Source organism: Trichococcus pasteurii (assembly GCF_900112935.1).
Taxonomy (GTDB): Bacteria; Bacillota; Bacilli; order Lactobacillales; family Aerococcaceae; genus Trichococcus; species Trichococcus pasteurii.
The window spans coordinates 108,019-127,478 of sequence record NZ_FONM01000009.1; the positions used below are offsets into that span (position 1 = coordinate 108,019).

General features: G+C 46.8%; 18 protein-coding genes. 15 read left to right on the forward strand and 3 right to left on the reverse strand.

Annotation, left to right across the window (positions count from 1 at the left end; translation table 11 throughout):
- Positions 1-54: 54 nt before the first annotated feature.
- The 15 genes from BM184_RS09175 to cspD all read left to right on the forward strand — a co-directional run bounded on the left by BM184_RS09175 (position 55) and on the right by cspD (position 16,558).
- The gene (locus BM184_RS09175) at positions 55-435 is read left to right on the forward strand and encodes a septum formation initiator family protein (RefSeq protein ID WP_086943376.1); all 381 of its coding nucleotides are present in this window, start codon (positions 55-57) and stop codon (positions 433-435) included.
- A complete protein-coding gene (locus tag BM184_RS09180) occupies positions 432-2,591 on the forward strand; it encodes a penicillin-binding protein (protein ID WP_086943375.1) in 2,160 nt (719 codons plus the stop codon). Before BM184_RS09175 ends, BM184_RS09180 begins: the two co-directional genes overlap by 4 nt.
- Before the next feature lie 66 nt (positions 2,592-2,657).
- On the forward strand, positions 2,658-3,623 hold the full coding sequence (gene mraY, locus BM184_RS09185; RefSeq protein WP_086943374.1) for a phospho-N-acetylmuramoyl-pentapeptide-transferase: 966 nt from the start codon (positions 2,658-2,660) through the stop codon (positions 3,621-3,623).
- Positions 3,624-3,641: 18 nt separating this feature from the next.
- Entirely contained in the window at positions 3,642-5,030 is a 1,389-nt protein-coding gene (murD, locus tag BM184_RS09190; RefSeq protein WP_086943373.1) for a UDP-N-acetylmuramoyl-L-alanine--D-glutamate ligase, read from the forward strand.
- 15 nt (positions 5,031-5,045) lie between these two features.
- Positions 5,046-6,146 carry an undecaprenyldiphospho-muramoylpentapeptide beta-N-acetylglucosaminyltransferase gene (murG, locus tag BM184_RS09195; RefSeq protein ID WP_086943372.1) on the forward strand — a complete coding sequence of 367 codons (1,101 nt, stop codon included), beginning with the start codon at positions 5,046-5,048 and terminating at the stop codon, positions 6,144-6,146.
- Positions 6,147-6,163: 17 nt separating this feature from the next.
- Positions 6,164-7,108, forward strand: coding sequence for a cell division protein FtsQ/DivIB (locus BM184_RS09200; RefSeq protein ID WP_177208610.1), 945 nt, complete (start codon positions 6,164-6,166; stop codon positions 7,106-7,108).
- A 253-nt stretch (positions 7,109-7,361) separates the two neighbouring features.
- On the forward strand, positions 7,362-8,678 hold the full coding sequence (gene ftsA / locus BM184_RS09205; RefSeq protein ID WP_086943370.1) for a cell division protein FtsA: 1,317 nt from the start codon (positions 7,362-7,364) through the stop codon (positions 8,676-8,678).
- Positions 8,679-8,723: 45 nt separating this feature from the next.
- Positions 8,724-10,013, forward strand: a complete 1,290-nt coding sequence (gene ftsZ, locus BM184_RS09210; protein WP_086943369.1) for a cell division protein FtsZ — start codon at positions 8,724-8,726, stop codon at positions 10,011-10,013.
- A 2-nt stretch (positions 10,014-10,015) separates the two neighbouring features.
- Positions 10,016-10,699, forward strand: coding sequence for a YggS family pyridoxal phosphate-dependent enzyme (locus BM184_RS09215; RefSeq protein ID WP_086943368.1), 684 nt, complete (start codon positions 10,016-10,018; stop codon positions 10,697-10,699).
- 23 nt (positions 10,700-10,722) lie between these two features.
- Entirely contained in the window at positions 10,723-11,196 is a 474-nt protein-coding gene (locus BM184_RS09220; RefSeq protein ID WP_086943367.1) for a cell division protein SepF, read from the forward strand.
- A 12-nt stretch (positions 11,197-11,208) separates the two neighbouring features.
- Positions 11,209-11,496, forward strand: a complete 288-nt coding sequence (locus BM184_RS09225; RefSeq protein WP_068560049.1) for a YggT family protein — start codon at positions 11,209-11,211, stop codon at positions 11,494-11,496.
- Between the two features lie 39 nt (positions 11,497-11,535).
- On the forward strand, positions 11,536-12,315 hold the full coding sequence (locus BM184_RS09230; RefSeq protein WP_086943366.1) for a YlmH family RNA-binding protein: 780 nt from the start codon (positions 11,536-11,538) through the stop codon (positions 12,313-12,315).
- A gap of 29 nt (positions 12,316-12,344) precedes the next feature.
- Positions 12,345-13,007, forward strand: coding sequence for a DivIVA domain-containing protein (locus tag BM184_RS09235; protein WP_086943365.1), 663 nt, complete (start codon positions 12,345-12,347; stop codon positions 13,005-13,007).
- Between the two features lie 290 nt (positions 13,008-13,297).
- Positions 13,298-16,078: an isoleucine--tRNA ligase gene (ileS, locus tag BM184_RS09240; RefSeq protein WP_086943364.1), complete on the forward strand. Its 2,781-nt coding sequence runs from the start codon at positions 13,298-13,300 to the stop codon at positions 16,076-16,078.
- A gap of 279 nt (positions 16,079-16,357) precedes the next feature.
- Positions 16,358-16,558 carry a cold-shock protein CspD gene (gene cspD, locus BM184_RS09245; protein ID WP_086943363.1) on the forward strand — a complete coding sequence of 67 codons (201 nt, stop codon included), beginning with the start codon at positions 16,358-16,360 and terminating at the stop codon, positions 16,556-16,558.
- Positions 16,559-16,721: 163 nt separating this feature from the next.
- Here cspD and BM184_RS09250 read toward each other — a convergent pair whose 3' ends face one another.
- The 3 genes from BM184_RS09250 to BM184_RS09260 all read right to left on the reverse strand — a co-directional run bounded on the left by BM184_RS09250 (position 16,722) and on the right by BM184_RS09260 (position 19,173).
- The gene (locus BM184_RS09250) at positions 16,722-16,970 is read right to left on the reverse strand and encodes a GlsB/YeaQ/YmgE family stress response membrane protein (protein WP_086943362.1); all 249 of its coding nucleotides are present in this window, start codon (positions 16,968-16,970) and stop codon (positions 16,722-16,724) included.
- Positions 16,971-17,218: 248 nt separating this feature from the next.
- Entirely contained in the window at positions 17,219-18,442 is a 1,224-nt protein-coding gene (locus BM184_RS09255; protein WP_086943361.1) for a toxic anion resistance protein, read from the reverse strand.
- Between the two features lie 11 nt (positions 18,443-18,453).
- Positions 18,454-19,173 carry a 5-bromo-4-chloroindolyl phosphate hydrolysis family protein gene (locus BM184_RS09260; protein WP_177208611.1) on the reverse strand — a complete coding sequence of 240 codons (720 nt, stop codon included), beginning with the start codon at positions 19,171-19,173 and terminating at the stop codon, positions 18,454-18,456.
- Between the last annotated feature and the right edge of the window lie 287 nt (positions 19,174-19,460).

Consider the following 19,460-nt stretch of genomic DNA (forward strand, 5'->3'; position numbering starts at 1 on the left):
ACCAATAAATTATGCCGTAGCTGCACAATTTATTGCGGGGAAGGAGAGGATTAAGTGGCATTACCTGAATATAGGGCGGCGATTGCAGAACCGACGCTGCCAAAAGAATTGACAGAACCTAAAAAAGGCCAGCCTGAACCGAAAGGCTACAAAGCCGTTAGAGATAAATATGTAAAAATTGAAAAATTTGCCATCACCATCACTATCTTGAGTGCTTTGGTCGTATTGCTGCTATCTCTGGCTACACAAGTGACCCTCTCCAATCAGAACAGAGCGTTGCAGGACTTACAAAATGATAGCGTTGCGATCGGTCTGGAAAATCAAAACTTGGAGCAAGAAGTCCAAGAGCTTTCAAGATACGACCGCATCATCGAGATAGCGAAAGAACTTGGTCTGGAAATGAATGAAGCAAACGTTAGGAATGTTACGCGATGAAAAAAACAGCTAATCCACAAAATAACCGAAAAAAAATGACTCGCATCATGGTTGGTTTGACAGGTTTACTATTTCTTGTATTTATTTTTCGTTTTTCTATGATCATGATCACCAAGAAGGTAAATGGCGAGAATCTAAGCGAGCATGTTAATAACTTATATACCAGAAGTAGTATCCTTGCCGCAAAAAGAGGTACCATCTATGACATAGGTGGTAATCCCATTGCCTTGGATGCTACTTCTTATTCGTTAGTGGCCGTTTTGACCGATGAATGGAGTGAGGATACAGAAAATCCGAATCATATCGTCGACAAGGAAAAAACAGCTGAAGCTCTGGCGCAATACATCAGCATGAGCAAAGAAGAGATTCTGACCATCCTGAACCAAGAGGATTTGAAGCAAGTCGAATTCGGAAGCGCAGGAACCAACCTGAATTATGCGACTAAATCCAGCATTGAAGCGGAGGGACTTCCGGGGATCACGTTCGAGGAAACACCTTCAAGGCTTTATCCGAATGGGATTTTTGCTTCCCATCTTGTCGGCTTTGCGCAAAGTTCAGCCAGCGATGAGGAAGCAGACACAAACGAAGAAAAGAAACTGGTCGGTATGATGGGGATAGAATCCCTGTATGATGATGATTTGGACGGCAGCGATGGTGAAGTCACCTATCAAGAGGACTCCAACGGCTACCTGATTCCAGGCACGCAGATCCAGGAAGAGGAGCCTGTCGAAGGCGATGATCTTTACCTGACGCTGGACAGTCGCCTGCAGATCTATCTGGAAAGCCTGATGTCGCAAGTGTATGCAGAGGCTGAACCGGAATCGATGACAGCGATGTTGGTCGATCCGGAAACCGGCGCAATCCTTGCGGCTTCCCAGCGGCCCACATTCAACGCCACGACCAAAGAGGGCATCGATGCGCAATGGCAGAATCTGTTGGTGGAGGATACCTATGAACCGGGTTCCACTTTCAAAATTTTGACTTTGGCGGCGGCCGTGAACGAGGGGGTATTCAGCCCGTTTGCGACCTACGCTTCCGGAAGTGTGGAAGTGGAAGGCGGAACCATCCGTGACTACAATAAGGATGGTTGGGGCAATATCACCTATCTTGAAGGGTTGGCCCGCTCAAGTAACGTGGCCTTCGTGAAGCTGGTGCAAGCGATGGGTTACGACGTGTGGGAATCCTACATGAAGGCATTCGGTATCGGCCAATCAACCGATTCAGGACTTGAAAATGAAGCAACGGGGAATTACAGCTATACTTATCCGCTGGAAAAGGCGAATACGGCATTCGGACAAGGGGTGACGGTTACGCCTTTCCAACTGATGCAAGCTTTTACAGCAATCGCAAATGAAGGCACCATGATGAAACTGAACTATCTGGATCGCACAGAAGATCCGAATACGGGTGAGGTCACCGTTGTCGAGCCGCAAGAAGCGGGATCTCCGATTACGGCGGAAACCGCCCAAACGGTCCTGACCTACCTGAAAGAAGTCGTCTATAACGAGAATGGATCCGGTCAGGCTTACCAGGTCGAAGGAACAGAGATCGCTGCCAAAACGGGTACGGCGGAAGTGGTTAATTCCACAACTGGCGAATATTACACTGGCTATTCCAATTATCTTTACTCGGTAGTCGGATTCGCGCCGGCGGATGATCCCAGCTACATCCTGTATTTGACAATGAAACGGCCTGCAAACTTGGACAGCCTGAATGGCTCAAAGTACCTGTCGGAAATATTCAACCCATTCATGACAAGGGCAATCGAATATGACAACCTGAATACGGAAGTCACCGGGGATATCAATCAAACCTCGATGCCGGAAGTTACAAATTTGTCCAAAGATGAGGCTTTGGCGGCCCTGACTGCTGTCGGCTATAATGATACAGCAATCATCGGCAGCGGCGGCCGGATCGTCCAACAATACCCATACGCCGGGACACAGACAATCACGAACCAGAAGACGATCCTCATGACAGAAGGTGCGATGACGATGCCTGATGTCTACGGTTGGTCAAAAGACGATGTCATGAAAGTAGCAGAAATCGCAGGCATCAACTTTACTTTTGAAGGGGAAGGCTATGTGGTTTTCCAGAGTCTCGAGACGGGCTCCATCCTGAACGCTGCCACGGAAGTCAAGATCATTTTGGAATAAGCGTTCGGATCCAACACTCACAATCAATAAATCAAAAATGTAAAACACCTATTAGGAGGAAATCATATGCATTGGACAGAAATGCTGTTGCCTTTATCGATCAGCTTCGCCATCACAATCAGCATGATGCCAATCTTCATCGGCTATTTTAAAGTGAAACAATTCGGACAGGTCACCAGGGAAGAAGGACCGAAGTGGCATCAAGTCAAAAGCGGCACACCGACGATGGGAGGAGTCGTGTTCATCATCGCTGCGATCCTTACCGTTATCGGGACAGCAATCTGGAAGGATGTCCTCACCGTTAAACTGGCTATGTTGCTGTTCGTGCTGTTGTTTTTTGCAGCTATCGGTTTTTTGGATGATTTCCTGAAAATATTCAAAAAACAAAATGAAGGACTGACCTCCAAGCAAAAGTTCATTTCGCAATTGGTAGGGTCTTTCGTCTTCGTTGCACTGTTCTTCTTGTCGGGTTCGGATCCTTTGATCTCGATCCCTTTCTTTGGACAAATCCACAACTGGTTGGTGTTTGCTGCCTTCACGATCATCTGGATCACCGGTTTTTCGAATGCGGTTAACTTGACCGATGGATTGGACGGATTGGTCGCCGGCACGGCAGGCATCGCCTACACTGCATACGGCATACTGGCATACCGTCAGGGACAACTGGAAGTATTGCTGTTTTGCATCGCGATTGTGGGCGGTCTTATCGGCTTCTTCTTTTTCAATAAAAAACCGGCGAAGATCTTTATGGGCGACGTCGGCTCATTGGCGTTGGGTGCAGGACTCGCCGTTGTTTCGTTGGCGTTGCATCTGGAATGGTCCTTGCTGCTGATCGGTCTTGTTTTCGTCATCGAAACGGCCAGCGTCATGCTGCAGGTCGGTTCCTTCAAGTTACGCGGCAAACGCATCTTCAAGATGTCTCCGATCCACCACCACTTCGAAATGAGCGGGTGGAGCGAATGGCGCGTCGTCCTGACTTTCTGGGCGGTTGGTTTGGTTTCTGCAATCTTAGCCTTGTGGCTGCTCGTCTAAGTGAAGGGAGAGAAACACATGAAAACAAATAATCGATTCGAAAATAAAAAAGTATTGGTACTGGGCTTGGCGCTCAGCGGAATGAATGCGGCCAAACTGCTCCTGGAACTCGGCGCAATGGTCACAGTCAATGACGCAAAGGAATTGAACGACAATCCGGATGCAAAGGAGTTGATTTCATCCGGCATCAAAGTGATCGCCGGCTCACATCCGATTGAGCTGCTGGACGAATCTTTTTCGTTCATGGTCAAGAATCCGGGCATCCCGTACAACAATCCGATGGTCAAACGTGCACTTGAATTAGGCATTCCCGTATTGACCGAGGTAGAATTGGCAGCGGAAATCCTCGAAGGCCGACTGATCGGCGTGACAGGCACGAACGGAAAGACCACGACCACGACGATGATTACGGAACTGTTGAATGCGGGCAGAAAAATAGGGAAAGCCTACAAAGCCGGCAACATCGGCGTACCTGCATCGGCAGTGGCGCGTGTAGCGACTGCAGACGACGATGTCGTGATGGAATTGTCGAGTTTCCAATTGATGGGGATCGAGGCGATGCGACCTGCCATTGCCGTCATCACGAACATCACGGAAGCGCATCTGGATTATCACGGCGACCGCGAAGAATATGTCAAAGCGAAGTGGCGCATAACCGAGAACCAAACAGCCGTCGATCATCTCGTTTTGAATTGGGATCAGCCGGAATTGCGTGAAATGTCCCAATATTCAAAAGCACAAATCGTGCCTTTTTCGCGCACACAGATTCTGAAGGATGGAGCCTATGCATCAGAAGGTTCGCTGTATTTCAAGGGCGAAAAAGTGATGGATATTTCCGACTTGAGGGTTCCTGGCGAACACAATATCGAAAACGCGCTGGCCGCGATCGCTGTAGCGAAACTGTCCAGTGTAGCCAATGAGTCTATCGTATCAGCTTTCCATCTCTTTTACGGTGTCGAGCACCGGATCCAATTTGTAGCCGATCTGAACGGAAGGAAATTCTACAACGATTCGAAAGCAACGAATATTCTCGCAACCAAAACAGCTCTGAGCAGCTTCCGGACTCCGGTCGTCCTGTTGGCAGGCGGACTGGACCGTGGGAATACCTTCGATGAGCTCGTCCCCTTTCTTGAAAATGTGAAGACGTTGATCGTCTTCGGGGAAACTGCCGAAAAATTGAAGGATGCAGGCGAGAAAGCCGGCATCAAAGAAATCGTGATGACTGACAATGTCGCAAGTGCAGTTCCGATCAGTTACCAGTACAGCGAAGAAGGTGACACGATTCTGTTGTCTCCGGCCTGCGCGAGCTGGGATCAGTACAAAAATTTTGAAGTGCGCGGCAAAACGTTCACGGATGCTGTCCATTCCTTGGTCAAAGCCACGAGTGAGGAGGATGGTTCTTTCTAGAGAACCTATGTGCTTATGAAAATAGTATTATCCGGTGGGGGAACAGGCGGGCACATCTACCCGGCGTTGGCCCTGATGAACCGAATCAAAGAAAAATATCCCGACAGTGAATTCCTTTACGTGGGAACGGACCGCGGTTTGGAAAGCACAATCGTACCAAAAGCCGGCGTCGCCTTCAAATCCGTCAAGATCCAAGGGCTGCGCCGGAGTCTATCGCTTCAGAACCTAAAGACAGTCTACTTGATGATCAAGAGCATTTCTGACTCGAAGAAAATCATTAAGGAATTCGGGCCGGATGTCGTAATCGGGACGGGCGGCTATGTTTGCGCCCCCGTCCTGTATGCGGCCTCCAAACTGGGCGTTCCGACCATCATCCACGAGCAAAATTCAGTCGCAGGCGTCACAAATAAATTTTTGAGCAGAGTCGTGGACCGCATCTGCATTTGTTTTGAGGATGCCCGCGGTGACTTCTCCGCCTATCCGGAGAAGATTGTGTTCACGGGCAATCCCCGGGCGCAGGAAGTAGCCTCATTGAAGGAAAGTGCCGACCTGAAGGACTACGGATTGAAGGAAGAGCTGCCGACCGTTTTGATTTTTGGAGGCAGCCGGGGAGCCAGGAAATTGAATGAATCTTTCGTGGCCGCCTACCCGTTCTTCAAAAACAAGCCATATCAAGTGCTGCTGGCTACCGGAGATGTCCACTACAATGCGGTGGAGAAAGAAATCAGCGCGCTGACGGACCGTTTGGACAATGTCCGGATTGTGCCGTACATCCATGATATGCCGAAATTATTCAAGCGTACCGACTTGATTGTATCGCGCAGTGGGGCAACCACACTGACGGAAGTGATGGCTTTGGGTTTGCCGAGCATCCTGATCCCGAGTCCTTATGTCACAAACAACCATCAGCAAAAAAATGCCGAAAGCCTAGTGAAGAACGGGGCTGCCGAAATGATTCTCGAGAAAGACCTGCAGGCACAATCATTGTTTGAAGCCATCGACAAGCTGATGATCAATGAAACGGTACGCAAGGAAATGGCTCTCCAAGCCAAACAGATGGGCATAACGGATGCATCAGACCGGATCATCGATGTCATCTTGACTTTGAATAAATGAGAAAGGGGGGGAGCCAGATGGTTTTCGGAAAAATCCGGCAGAAGCTGAAGAGTAAAAGTTCGTCGGAAGGGACTCCCTGGCAGCGTGCAACTGCTGAATTGGAAAGGCAAAAAAAGGCTCAGTTAAAGCAGAAAACCCCAAAAAACACAGGCATGCAAGGCTTGCCGGTAGAGAAAAAAGCGAAGCTGAAAACAAGCAAACATCTTCCTGAATCCACCAAAACCGATAAGCAACCAGGGTATTTTGCTTGGTACGGCATTTTCTTGGTTGGGGTGATCGGCAGCAGTTTTTTGATCTCCCCTTACGGAAAAGTCAAGGACATCTATGTGGAAGGCGCCGAAGCTGTTCCGGAACAAAGCATCATCGATGCCAGCCAAATCACCGGGAAACTGACCGCATTGGGTGTCGTCTGGAATGACGAAAGAATCCATGCGTACCTCACTAGTGCTTTGCCCCAAGTCAAAACAGCGGAAGTGACGCTGCGAGGCATGAACGATATCACGATCCATGTAACGGAACACGAAACCATTGCCTATGTTTACTCGGACGGCTACTACTACAATGTTCTGGAGAATGGCACAGTGGCAGAGACGCAACTGAAGGTCCCGATCGGCAATAACCCGATCATCACGAGCTTTGAAATGAACCAGAATCTGGATGACCTGCTCGAACAATACATGCAATTGACGGACAGTGTCCAGAACAGCATTTCTGAAATCAAATATACCGGCACGGAAGAAAATCCATATGCAATCACGGTATACATGAATGATGGGAATGAAGTGAAGGCGATCTTGCCATCATTTGCCGAGAAGATCCTGTACTACCCTGACATCGTGAGCCAATTGGGCGAGACGAAAGGGACCGTCGATCTTGAAGTGGGTGTCTACTTCACACCCTTCGCGCAAGCGACGGAAGAGGAAACGTCCGCTTCGGCAGATTCCGCCACTCCAACCGAATGAGTTGAAAGAGATTAGGATTGACTTGCAGTCAATCCTTGAACAATGATTCCAATCATTGTTGAGGGATTGAATAACTTTTGTCAGACTTCCATCTGATAGAATTATTTGTAAAAATCTTCGTAAATGAAGAATTATTATGATAAAATGATAAGGTATAGCTTTCTGGCATCACGTATCAGTAACCGACAGTTTTTTCGGAACAATGCGGATGTTTACACAAGCCATTATGTCAAACGGAGGTTTCAATAAAACCATGAAGAATTCAGGAATATACGTCAGTCTAGATATTGGAACCACTTCAATAAAAGTTGTAGTCGCAGAATATGTGAAAGATCAAATGAACATTATTGGAGTCGGGAATGAAATTTCCAAAGGTCTTAGCCGTGGCGTCATCGTTGATATCGATGAAACGGTCGAATCAATCCGCAGTGCAGTCAGTCAAGCTGAAAGAAAAGCGAATATTCAGATATCAAACGTCATCGTAGGCATACCAAGCAACCAAATCAGTATCGAACCTTGCCACGGGATGTATGCAGTCTCAAGCGAAAACAAGGAAATTACAGACAAGGATGTCCAGAACGTCTTTGCTGCCGCAAAAGTCCGTTCCGTACCGCCAGAAAGAGAAATCATTTCCGTCATCCCAGAGGAATTCATCGTAGATGGGTTCGACGGCATCAGGGACCCAAGAGGCATGATCGGCGTACGTCTTGAATTGTACGCAAGCATGATCACTGGTCCGAAAACAATCATCCATAACATCAAACGTTGTGTAGAAAAAGCAGGTCTTCAAATCGAAGATATGGTTGTGCAGCCATTGGCCATTTCAAGCGTAGCCATGAATAAGGGCGAGCGGGATTTCGGGACCATCCTTATCGACATGGGGGGCGGCCAAACAAGCGCTTCCGTCATGCACGACGATCAATTGAAATTTTCATTTGTTGATCCCGAGGGTGGCGATCTTGTGACCAAGGACATTTCCATCATTTTGAACACGACGTTGGAAAATGCGGAGCGCGTGAAACGCGAATATGGCTATGCCATTTCTGAGGACACGTCCGATGAAGAATTCTTCCCCGTCGAAACGATCGGGAAAGAAGAACCAGTAAAAGTCGATGAAAAATATCTGTCCGAAATCATCGAAGCGCGCCTTGTGCAGATCTTCGAAAACATCAAACGCGCCTTGGATAAAGTGGAAGCGCGCGATCTCCCTGGCGGTATCATTCTGACCGGAGGCGCAGCGGCTTTACCGGGCGTCATCGATTTGGCAAAAGAAATCTTCGAAATCAACGTCAAACTGTACATTCCAGAGCAGATGGGGATGCGCAATCCAATCTATGCAACGAGCATCGGCCTGATCAAGTACGTGGCTGGACTGGATGACATTTACCGTGTTGCCAAAGGAAAAGTGCAGACGACAGGCAAAGTGATCCCTTTGCAGTCCAAAACTGTCAAACAACCGACAGTCATCGAAGAACCTGTCTATGAAACTGAGACTTATGCTGATGAGGAAAATTACGAAGAGAGCTTAGTCGGAAAATTAAAACGTTGGTTCAGTAATTTATTTGAATAATCACGCTGAACATAAAAAGAATGGTATGAAATAGGAGGAAATGAAATGGAATTGGAATTCGATTCAAGCATGAATGATGGAGCAAAAATTAAAGTTATCGGTGTAGGTGGAGCAGGAAGCAATGCGGTAAACCGCATGATCGAAGAGGGCGTACAAGGTGTGGAATTCATCGTGGCCAATACGGATACGCAAGCCTTGAATGCATCAAGAGCAGAAACAAGAATCCAACTAGGACCGAAATTGACGAAAGGATTGGGCGCAGGCTCGATTCCTGAAGTAGGCCGCAAAGCTGCAGAAGAGAGTGAACAACAAATTGCTGAAGCCTTGGCTGGAGCAGATATGATCTTTGTCACATGCGGAATGGGCGGCGGGACAGGTACTGGTGCAGCCCCTATCGTAGCCCGAATCGCTAAAGATCTTGGCGCATTGACTGTCGGTGTTGTGACGCGTCCATTCACTTTTGAAGGTCCGAAAAGAGGCCGTTATGCAGCTGAAGGGATCGCCGAATTAAAAGCAAACGTTGATACATTGGTTATCATTTCCAACAATCGCCTATTGGAAATCGTGGACAAAAAGACTCCTATGCTGGAAGCATTCCGTGAAGCAGATAATGTCTTGCGTCAAGGTGTTCAAGGGATCTCTGACCTGATCACAGCTCCAGGATACGTCAACTTGGACTTTGCTGATGTGAAAACAGTCATGAAAGATCAAGGTTCTGCCTTGATGGGTATCGGTATCGCGTCCGGTGAAAACCGTACGGCTGAAGCAACCAAAAAAGCTATTTCCTCACCATTGTTGGAAGTTTCCATCGATGGCGCTGAGCAGATCCTGTTGAACATCACGGGTGGTTCAGACTTGACGTTGTTCGAAGCGCAAGATGCAAGTGATATCGTAGCACAAGCTTCAACATCCGAAGTGAACATCATCTTCGGTACATCCATCAATGAAAACTTGGGCGACGAAGTTATCGTTACAGTAATCGCTACAGGGATCGACGACAAAAAAAAAGATGAAAAAAAAACCGCTAATCGCGGAGGAAGTGCTTTTAAGGGCCGTAAAGAAGTAGGGAACACACCTGTTTCATACCCAGAAAAACAACTTCCGGCTGAAAGAACAGAGGAAAAACCAGCCAAAGATCTATTCGGCGACTGGGATATCCGCAGAGACACAAGCGTGAGGGAACAGGCGCCGCAATCGGTCCAACCTGAGCCGGAAGAATACTCTGTGAAACAAACAGAAGATAATTATCCACGTTATCACGAAAATAAAGAAGACAGAAACGGTGGAGAGGATTCATTGGATACACCGCCTTTCTTCCGCAAGAGACGCAGATAAGCATGAATATTGAACAAAATTGCCGGAAAGTGGAGTCAACTGTGGAAGCAGCCTGCTTGACAGCCGGACGCAAACGGGAAGATGTGACGGTCGTCGCCGTCACGAAGACAAAACCTGCAGAGCAAGTGGAAGAATTGTACCGCTTGGGCTACCGCCACTTTGCAGAAAATCGCCTCGAGGGTCTGATCGAAAAGCAAGCAGCCCTTCCGCAAGAAGACATCATCTGGCATTACATCGGTACCTTACAGACAAGGAAAGTGAAGCAGGTGATCAATCGCATCGCCTACTTCCACGCATTGGATCGTCCGTCGTTGGCAAAGGAAATCAATGAGCGGGCGGAACAGCCTGTTTCTTGCTTCGTTCAGGTCAATGTTACAGGGGAGAGCTCAAAGCATGGGCTTTCCGCATCCGAGGCAATACCTTTCATCAAGAGTCTGGAGAGCTTTCCAAATATCCTCGTTGTCGGCTTGATGACGATGGCGCCCATTGATGCAACAGACGTGGAGCTGCGTCAATGTTTTAAGGATCTGAAAATAATGCAAGAGCAAGTAGCGGCGTTGAACTTGGCACACGCCCCATGCACGGAGACGAGCATGGGCATGAGCCAAGATTATCCGATAGCGATTGCCGAAGGTGCGACCTTCGTACGTGTCGGATCGGCATTCTTTGCTGAAACAGAAGCATAGACGAAGAAGAAGTGAGGGGTCTTATGGGTCTGAAAGATATATTCCGAAAGTACTTTGTCATTGAAGATGACGATGACGGATATGAGGAGGTCGATGAACCATCGACTGTCGTTCCAGTCCGCAGGTCCGAGCGCAATGAAGAAGGGGCCCCGTCTTATCGGAGCACCCAAAAAAGATCTACGAAAGCAAAGGTAATTCCTATGAATCAACAAGCGATGACCGAGAAAGCCAGCATACATGTCGTGGAGCCCAGAGTCTATTCCGAGGTGGAGAAGATTGCCGATAATCTACTGAAGAATCAGGCAGTACTCCTAAATTTCAAAAGGATAGATGCGGAACAAGCAAAACGGATCGTTGATTTTCTGACTGGAACGGTATATGCGATCGGGGGAGAAATCCAACGCGTGGGTGATGAAATCTTTTTATGCACCCCTGCTTCAGTCGGAGTCGAAGGCGCACTGGCCGAAACACTTGAGGAAGAGCGTTCGTTCTACTAGAAAGGAAGCAAAATGACACAAATATTGATTTGGCTTTTACAGATTATTCGTTGGGGCATATCCGCATATTCGACTGTCTTGCTGGTGTACGCATTGATGAGTTGGTTGCCGGGAGCCAGAAGTTCCAAATTCGGTTACTTTATCTCCAGCATTGTAGAGCCTTACCTGGATATATTCAGAAGATTGATCCCATCTGTGGGCATGGTGAGCTTCAGTGTAGTGGCGGGCATCCTATTCCTGAATTTGGTGGAGTATGGAGCACAAGTCGTTATCCTGTTCCTGATCAGATTGCTGAATTGACGGACATTTTTTCATCAAACGAAAAAGTGAGGGATTCGTATGCAAGAAGTTTATCAACATTTCCGCAAGGAAGAACAGCCGTTCATTGATAGTGCCCAATCCTGGATTACGCAAGCCGAGGAAACCTATACACCGTATTTGACGGATTTCTTGGATCCGAGACAGCAGTACATCCTTGAGATGCTGGTCGGGAAAAAAGGTGAAATCCATGTCCAATTTTATGGGGGCTATGAAGCGGCGGAGCGCAAGCGGGCAATAATTTGCCCCGAGTATTTCAGTCCGGCCCAAAGCGACTTTGAAATGGAGCTTACTGAAGTTGTGTACCCATCAAAATTCGTCAGTCTGACCCATGGGAAAATACTGGGAACGCTGATCGGAACCGGCATGAAGAGGGAACTTTTCGGAGATATCCTGTCTGATGGCACGCGTTGGCAGTTTTTGTTGGCGTCAAATATAGCAAGCTATGTGCATGCTCAGGTCACCAAGATAGGCAAGGTCAGTGTCCGCTTAGAGAGCCGGACCTATACTGATCTGATCACACCTATCGATGATTGGACGATTGTGCATGACACTGTCAGCTCGCTGCGGTTGGATACAGTGATCGCAGCCATCTACAACATATCGAGACAACGGGCAAAAGAATTGGTGAGCAGCGGAAAAGTGAAGTTGAACTGGTCGGTATTTGAACGTCCCGATTTCGAATTGGGGCTTTTGGATATCGTGTCCATCCGCGGTTATGGCCGGATTCAGATAAGGGCCATAGAAGGGAAATCCAAGAAAGACAAATGGCGCGTCGAATTTGGCGTATTGTACAAATAAGAATGACAAGAACGAAAGGTGTGTATAAGATGAGTTTGACTCCATTAGATATTCAACACAAGGAATTCCCTGTCAAAATAAAAGGGTACGATAAAGAACAAGTCAATGACTTTTTGGATAATGTCACAAAAGAATTTGAAGAAGTCATCAAACAAAATAAAGACCTGCAAAAACAATTGAAATTTGCCGAAGAAAAACTTCAGTATTTCAGCAACTTGCAGGATGCTTTGAACAAGTCGATCGTAGTGGCGCAGGATGCTGCCGACAGACTGAAAGAAAATGCACGCAAAGAAGCTGAAATCATTCTGTTCGAAGCCGAAAAAAGTGCGGACCGTTTATTGCATGAAGCGGCAGGGAAAGCGACAAAAATCAATGAAGAGACCGACGGCGTCCGCAAGGAAAGCCGCAACTTCAAGCAGAAGCTGCAACTTTTGGTTGAGTCGCAATTGAACCTCATCATGAATGATGAATGGAATAACCTGTTGAACGCTTCACCGGAAGGCCAGGTTTCGACGCCTACCTTGAATGAAGTGTTATCCAACCGGACACGCATCATCGACGAATTGGTCGCGAACTCTGACGATGCAGCTGAATTCGAAGTAGGCGGAAGATTGGCCGAAGAAGCCAGAGCTGAAGAGAAACTTGCGGAAGCTGCTTTGGAAGCTATTGAAATTCCGGAAGAAAACAAGTAAAATCTATGTATTGAAGAATGGAACACCCGAAAAAAAGAAACTTCCAGCGAATTGGCGAATGGTGAAAGGCCAATAAGTCCCTCTTTTTTAAGGATCCTCCATGAGAATCTTTTTGAACAAACATAAGTAAAAAAGGTCGCCTGAACAGCGTTAACGGTTTGAATGAGGAAGCATGACAGCCTGTTCCGGCCGTTGTCGCTTTGAATTTGGGTGGTACCACGAAGACTTCGTCCCTTTTGGAGACGGGTCTTTTTTTGTAGAAAAAAATAATGATAAGGGAGCTTCCGACAATGAAAATGAAAGATACGCTACACCTTGGGAAAACGGCTTTTCCTATGAAAGCCAACCTGCCTGTCCGTGAATTGGAATGGCAGAAGGATTGGGAAGAAAAAGACATTTATGTCAAACGTCAAGAAAAAAATGCGGATAAACCGACATTTGTTCTTCACGATGGCCCTCCATACGCCAATGGTGCTGTCCACATGGGACACGCCTTGAACAAAATCAGCAAGGACATCATCGTCCGCTCGAAATCCATGTCCGGCTTCCGATCCCCGTTTGTCCCAGGTTGGGATACGCATGGCCTGCCGATCGAACAAGCCTTAACGAATACAGGCGTGAACCGCAAAGCGATGAGCTTGGCCGATTTTCGTAAACTGTGTGAAGATTATGCATGGAAACAGATCGACGGACAAAGAACCGTCTTCAAACGATTGGGGATCGCAGGCGATTGGGAAAATCCTTATGTGACCTTGTTGCCGAAATATGAAGAAGCCGAAATCCGCGTGTTTGGAAAAATGGCGGAAAAAGGCTACATCTATAAAGGCCTGAAACCGATCTACTGGTCGCCTTCAAGTGAATCTTCTCTGGCGGAAGCCGAAATCGAATATAAAGATGTGAAGTCTCCTTCGATCTATGTTGCTTTCCAGGTCAAAGACGGGAAAGGACTCTTGGCTAACGATACAGCCTTCATCATCTGGACGACTACGCCATGGACTTTGCCGGCAAACTTAGGCATTTCCGCAAATGCTGATTTCGATTATGTGGTTGTTTCCGCTGACGGAAGAAAATTTGTTGTCGCAAAAGAATTATTGGGCACAGTCAAGGAAGCCATCGGATGGGAATCCGTGGAAATCCTGCAAGAACTGAAGGGCTCAGATTTGGAGTACATGACCGTTCAGCATCCGTTTTATGATCGCGAGTCTTTGGTGATGGTGGGTGACCATGTAACTCTTGAAGCAGGTACCGGGTTAGTCCATACCGCTCCAGGGCATGGTGAGGATGACTACCTTGTCAGCAAAAAATATGGTTTGGAAGTATTATCGCCGATAGATAACAAAGGTTGCTATACGGCTGAAGCACCAGGTTTCGAGGGCGTATTCTACGATAAAGCCAATAAACCGATCACCGATTTGTTGGCTGAAAAAGGCGCTTTGCTGAAACTGGACTTCTTCGTCCACAGCTATCCGCATGACTGGCGCACAAAGAAACCAGTCATCTATCGCGCAACGCCGCAATGGTTCGCATCCATCGATAAATTCCGTCAAGACATTCTGGATGAAATCGAAAATGTAGAGTGGCTGCACCCATCCGGTAAAGTCCGCTTGTTCAACATGATCCGCGACCGCGGCGATTGGGTCATTTCCCGTCAACGCGTTTGGGGCGTTCCGTTGCCGATTTTCTATGCGGAAAACGGAGAACCCGTCATCACACCGGAAACGATCGACCACGCTGCGAAATTGATCGGCGAATTCGGTTCGAACGTGTGGTTCGAAAGAGAAGCGAAAGACCTGCTTCCTGAAGGATTCACACACCCAGGCAGCCCGAATGGGGAATTTACCAAGGAAATGGACATCATGGATGTCTGGTTCGATTCCGGATCTTCCCACGAGGCTGTGCTGCGCGCAAGAGAAGATTTGACATTCCCTGCTGATATGTACTTGGAAGGCTCCGACCAATACCGCGGTTGGTTCAACTCAAGCATTACGACCAGCGTTGCGATCAACGGCGTTGCACCATACAAAACAGTCCTTTCCCAAGGTTTCGTTTTGGATGGGGAAGGCCGCAAAATGAGCAAATCATTGGGCAATACGGTCCTGCCGGAAAAAGTCGTCAAGAACATGGGCGCAGACATCATCCGTTTATGGGTGTCCAGTGTCGACTACGAATCCGATGTCAGAATCAGTGACGACATCCTGAAGCAAGTTTCCGAAACTTACCGCAAGATCCGCAACACGATGCGTTTCCTGATCGGGAATACGGAAGATTTCCAACCGAAGGAACATGCAGTAGCCTACGAGGAACTGCGCAGTGTCGATCAATACATGATGGCGCGCTTGGATCAGGTGGTTGAAACATGTGTGACAGCCTATAAGGAGTACGAGTTCTCGACCATCTACCAAACAATCATGAACTTCTGTACGGTTGATTTGTCGGCATTCTATCTTGATTTTGCGAAAGATGTTGTCTACATCGAAAAAGAGGATAATCTGGAAAGACGCGCCATGCAGACCGTATTTTACGAAGTACTGGTTAAGTTGGCTAAACTTTTGACACCGATCATTCCACACACAACAGAAGAAATCTGGAGTTTCCTGAAGGAAGAGGAACAATACGCACAACTGGCTGAATTGCCGGAAATCAGCGTCCGTGAAGACCAAGCAACAATTTTAGGCCAATGGGAAAAATTCATGGACATCCGCGACGCGGCATTGAAAGCATTGGAAGTTGCGCGTAATGAAAAGACGATCGGAAAATCTTTTGAAGCGCATCTGTCCTTGTTCGTTGATGAAGAAACAAAAGCTTTGTTCGCGTCCCTGGATGCGAACCTGGAACAATTATTCATCGTTTCGCAGCTTGACATCAAAGAATTGGCAGCTGCATCAGCTGAAGCGATGAGATTCGACAATCTTGCCATTTTGGTGGAACACGCACATGGGGAAACCTGTGAAAGATGCCGTGCCATCAAGGAAGAGGTCGGAACAATCGAGGATGCAACTACCCTTTGCGGACGTTGTGCAGATATTGTAAGATCTGAATATCCGGAAGCGCTCGTGCAGGATGAAGCGTAACCTTTCCACCCGGAAGAAAATCGTTAAAGTTATGTAAATAATAAGTAAAGAGCACGCAAGAGGACGTCTTCTGACGGCATTCTTGCGTGCTTCTGTTGATTTTAGGCCGAAAGTGCAGAGACTTTCCATTGTGGATTAATTTTTTAAAGAAAGCGCATAACTTTCTCTTGAATTTGGATGAGATATTCGTTATAATTATATTAGTAACTTGTACTAATATGATAGTATTTATTTGTATTAGCATTTTACCAATGAAAATTTTGGAGGTATTACACGATTATGGAACAAGGTAAAGTAAAATGGTTTAATGGCGAAAAAGGTTTTGGATTTATCGAAGTTGAAGGAAAAGACGATGTATTCGTACATTTCTCAGCTATCCAAGGCGAAGGTTTCAAAACTTTAGAAGAAGGCCAAGATGTTGAATTCGAAATCGTTGACGGCAACCGTGGTCCTCAAGCAGCTAACGTTGTAAAATTATAATCCTATTCTTTTTAACCTTAGCGAATTCAAAGCGCCCAGAGTTTCTCTGCGGCGCTTTTTACATGCAAAAAAAACCGTTGTTTCGACGATCCTTTTCAGGACCGCAGAACAACGGTTTTATGGGAAAACAGACGGCTGTCTGCTTTAGTTCTATAGGGATGGGTTACTTCTTCATGCTTCTCATAGCGAAGGATACGATGAAAATCAGGATGACTGCCCCGACTAATGCGGGAACGATATAGAATCCTCCGATTTCAGGACCCCATGCTCCAAATAAAGTTGTTCCTAACCATGAACCGACGAAACCAGCAACGATATTTCCGATTATGCCACCGGGGATATCTTTACCCATAAACGATCCTGCTAATGCTCCTAAGATACCACCGACAATTAAAGACCAAATAAAGCCCATTTTCTTTTCCTCCTTTTTTTCAAATACAAGTCCAGTAACAATATAGTTATTTCTTATGAACTATACTACTATTATATATAAAATGAGTCACATTACAAATAATAAGCCCTCGAGATGAGAGCTTTTCTGAAAACAGAAAGCAGAAATCATCCTTCTGATGCGGGAAATGCTCATGTTTTGAAAAAGAACAAAAATCAGGATAAGTGGATAAATGAAGGGCTGCCCCGAAATGAGGCAGCCCAAGAGTATCAGTGGAGCTGTTGTTCCTGTTGGTGGATATTCAACAGTTTGACTTTCAGATCGTTCTCCATCAGAGACAGCTCTTTTTCGGCCTCTTTGCGTTTGATGCGGCCTTCTTGCTGGATCTTCAGCGTCTCTTCCAAGGTTTCGATCAGATCCTGTTGCGTCTGTTTGAGCGTTTCGATATCGATCACACCCCGTTCGTTTTCTTTGGCGGTTTCGATGGCTGATATTTTCAGCATTTCAGAGTTTTTGCGCATCAGATCATTCGTGGTCTGAGAAACTTGCCTTTGCGCCGTTACGGCATCTTTTTGGCGCAGAAGCGTAAGGGCGATGGCTACTTGGTTTTTCCATAACGGGATGGCAGTGTGGATCGAGGACTGGATTTTTTCAGCCAATGCCTGGTTCGTGTTTTGGATCAAACGGATCTGTGGCGCTTGTTGGATCGTCATCTGTCTGGTCAAGCGCAGGTCATGGGTGCGTTTTTCGAGACGATCAAGGAATTGTTTCAGATCGTTGACGATCTGCACATCCATTTGGCTTTGGGAAACTTCGGCAGTCTGGATTGCTTTCGGGATCGCATTTTTCTGTAGGTCCTCCATTTTCACCTCGCCGGCTGCGATGTAGATGTTCAAGGCCTCAAAATAATCCTTGTTTTTTTGGTAAAGCTGCTCCAGCGTGACGTTGTCATTGAGCAGGCCATTCTTTTCTTTATCCAGTTTGATCGCGATCTTATCGATTTGGGCGCCTATCTTCTGGTATTTTGCCGTCATTTCGTAAGCGGATTGTTTTACCTTGCCGAATATTTTGCGGAAGACATTGTTGTCTTCTGCCCGGAGGTCTTCCGGTTTGGCCTCATTGAGGCGATACATCAGATCGTTCAGGGAATCGCCGATCTCGCCGGTGTCCTGATTCTGAACATGGTCCAACATCGAATGGGAGAATTCGCCCAGTTGCTTTTGAGCTGCAGCGCCATAACTGATGATGGCTTGCATATTGTTTTCGTCGATTTGGCCGGCTAATGCCAGTGCTTGCTTTTGTCTTTCTTCCGGTAAACGATCGATCAGCCGATCTGGGTTGGTCACCTCGACCGTGGTTTCGGGTGCATCAGCAACCACTGCTGGTTGAGCAAATGGATCTGAAAAAGGATTGGCCAGCAAATCGTCCAATTCTTGATTGACATTCTTGCTGTCAGTTTGTTTATTTTGTCCGGTAGCATCAAATTGGTCCATCAGTATTCCCCCTATATCTCTTCGTCCAAAGCATTTGCGTTGCTTTTTCCTTCATTATCCCTTTTCAAAACTTGCTTTGCAAGTTCCAGCTCGATATCCATATCCTCGATATCGTTGGACATGAAGCGAACATAATCTTCGCCGATAAGGCGGCTCATATCATCGATCGTTCTGGCGCAGTTATCCAAGGCTGTGTATGTTTCTTTCGTTTTGGAAACGTGGCCATCAATGGCGATGTATTTTTCCGTCAGCTCTTTCAGGCTGGGGAGATTCGTATACAGGAATTTATCGACTTCGTGCAGTCGATTAGGCTGATTGACGATATTTTTGAAGAAATCCTTCAGAATGTCCACCGTATCGTTGCGTGCCGCGATAGCCTTCAGTTTTGAGCGCTGCTGCAGGTTGGATTCGATGTCCTGGATCGTTGTTTTGGCTTGATCCATCGTGCTGCGGAAATAGGCGATCTGTTCCTTGGTCATCCCTTTGGACTGGTAGAAGGCTTCTTTGTCGGCGCTCACTTTTCCAAGTGTTCCCCTTTGTCTCTTGGTTTTGCGCGACCACTGCATCCTTCCGCCGTTTTGGACATAGTACAAGAAGATTCCCAAGCCGATGGTCATCGCGATCGACGTCCAGAAATCGAATTCGAATATGAAAAAGAATACCACTAATGCAATCAGGCAAACTACGCTGGAAAACGTATATTTCAATATATCTTTGATGTTGCTCCACATAATTTTTTCCTCCTTCAATAACATGCTGTTCACTTTGTCTGTGCCTATGCTATTATTCTAGCATAAAAGCATATTGAGCACCTATCGGCCGAAAGGATGATTTTCGCACCCCATACTCATTTGGGCTGAATCTCTCGCGGCTCTTGTAAATAGCGGAAAAGATAGGTTATGATAATACATGATCAGGAAAGTGGAGGTAGTGCCAAAAATTCTATGGAAACTGCCCAAAATAACGAGGTGATGTGAAAAACCAAGCCCTGCTATTCAAAGTTAGGTGAAACAAACGC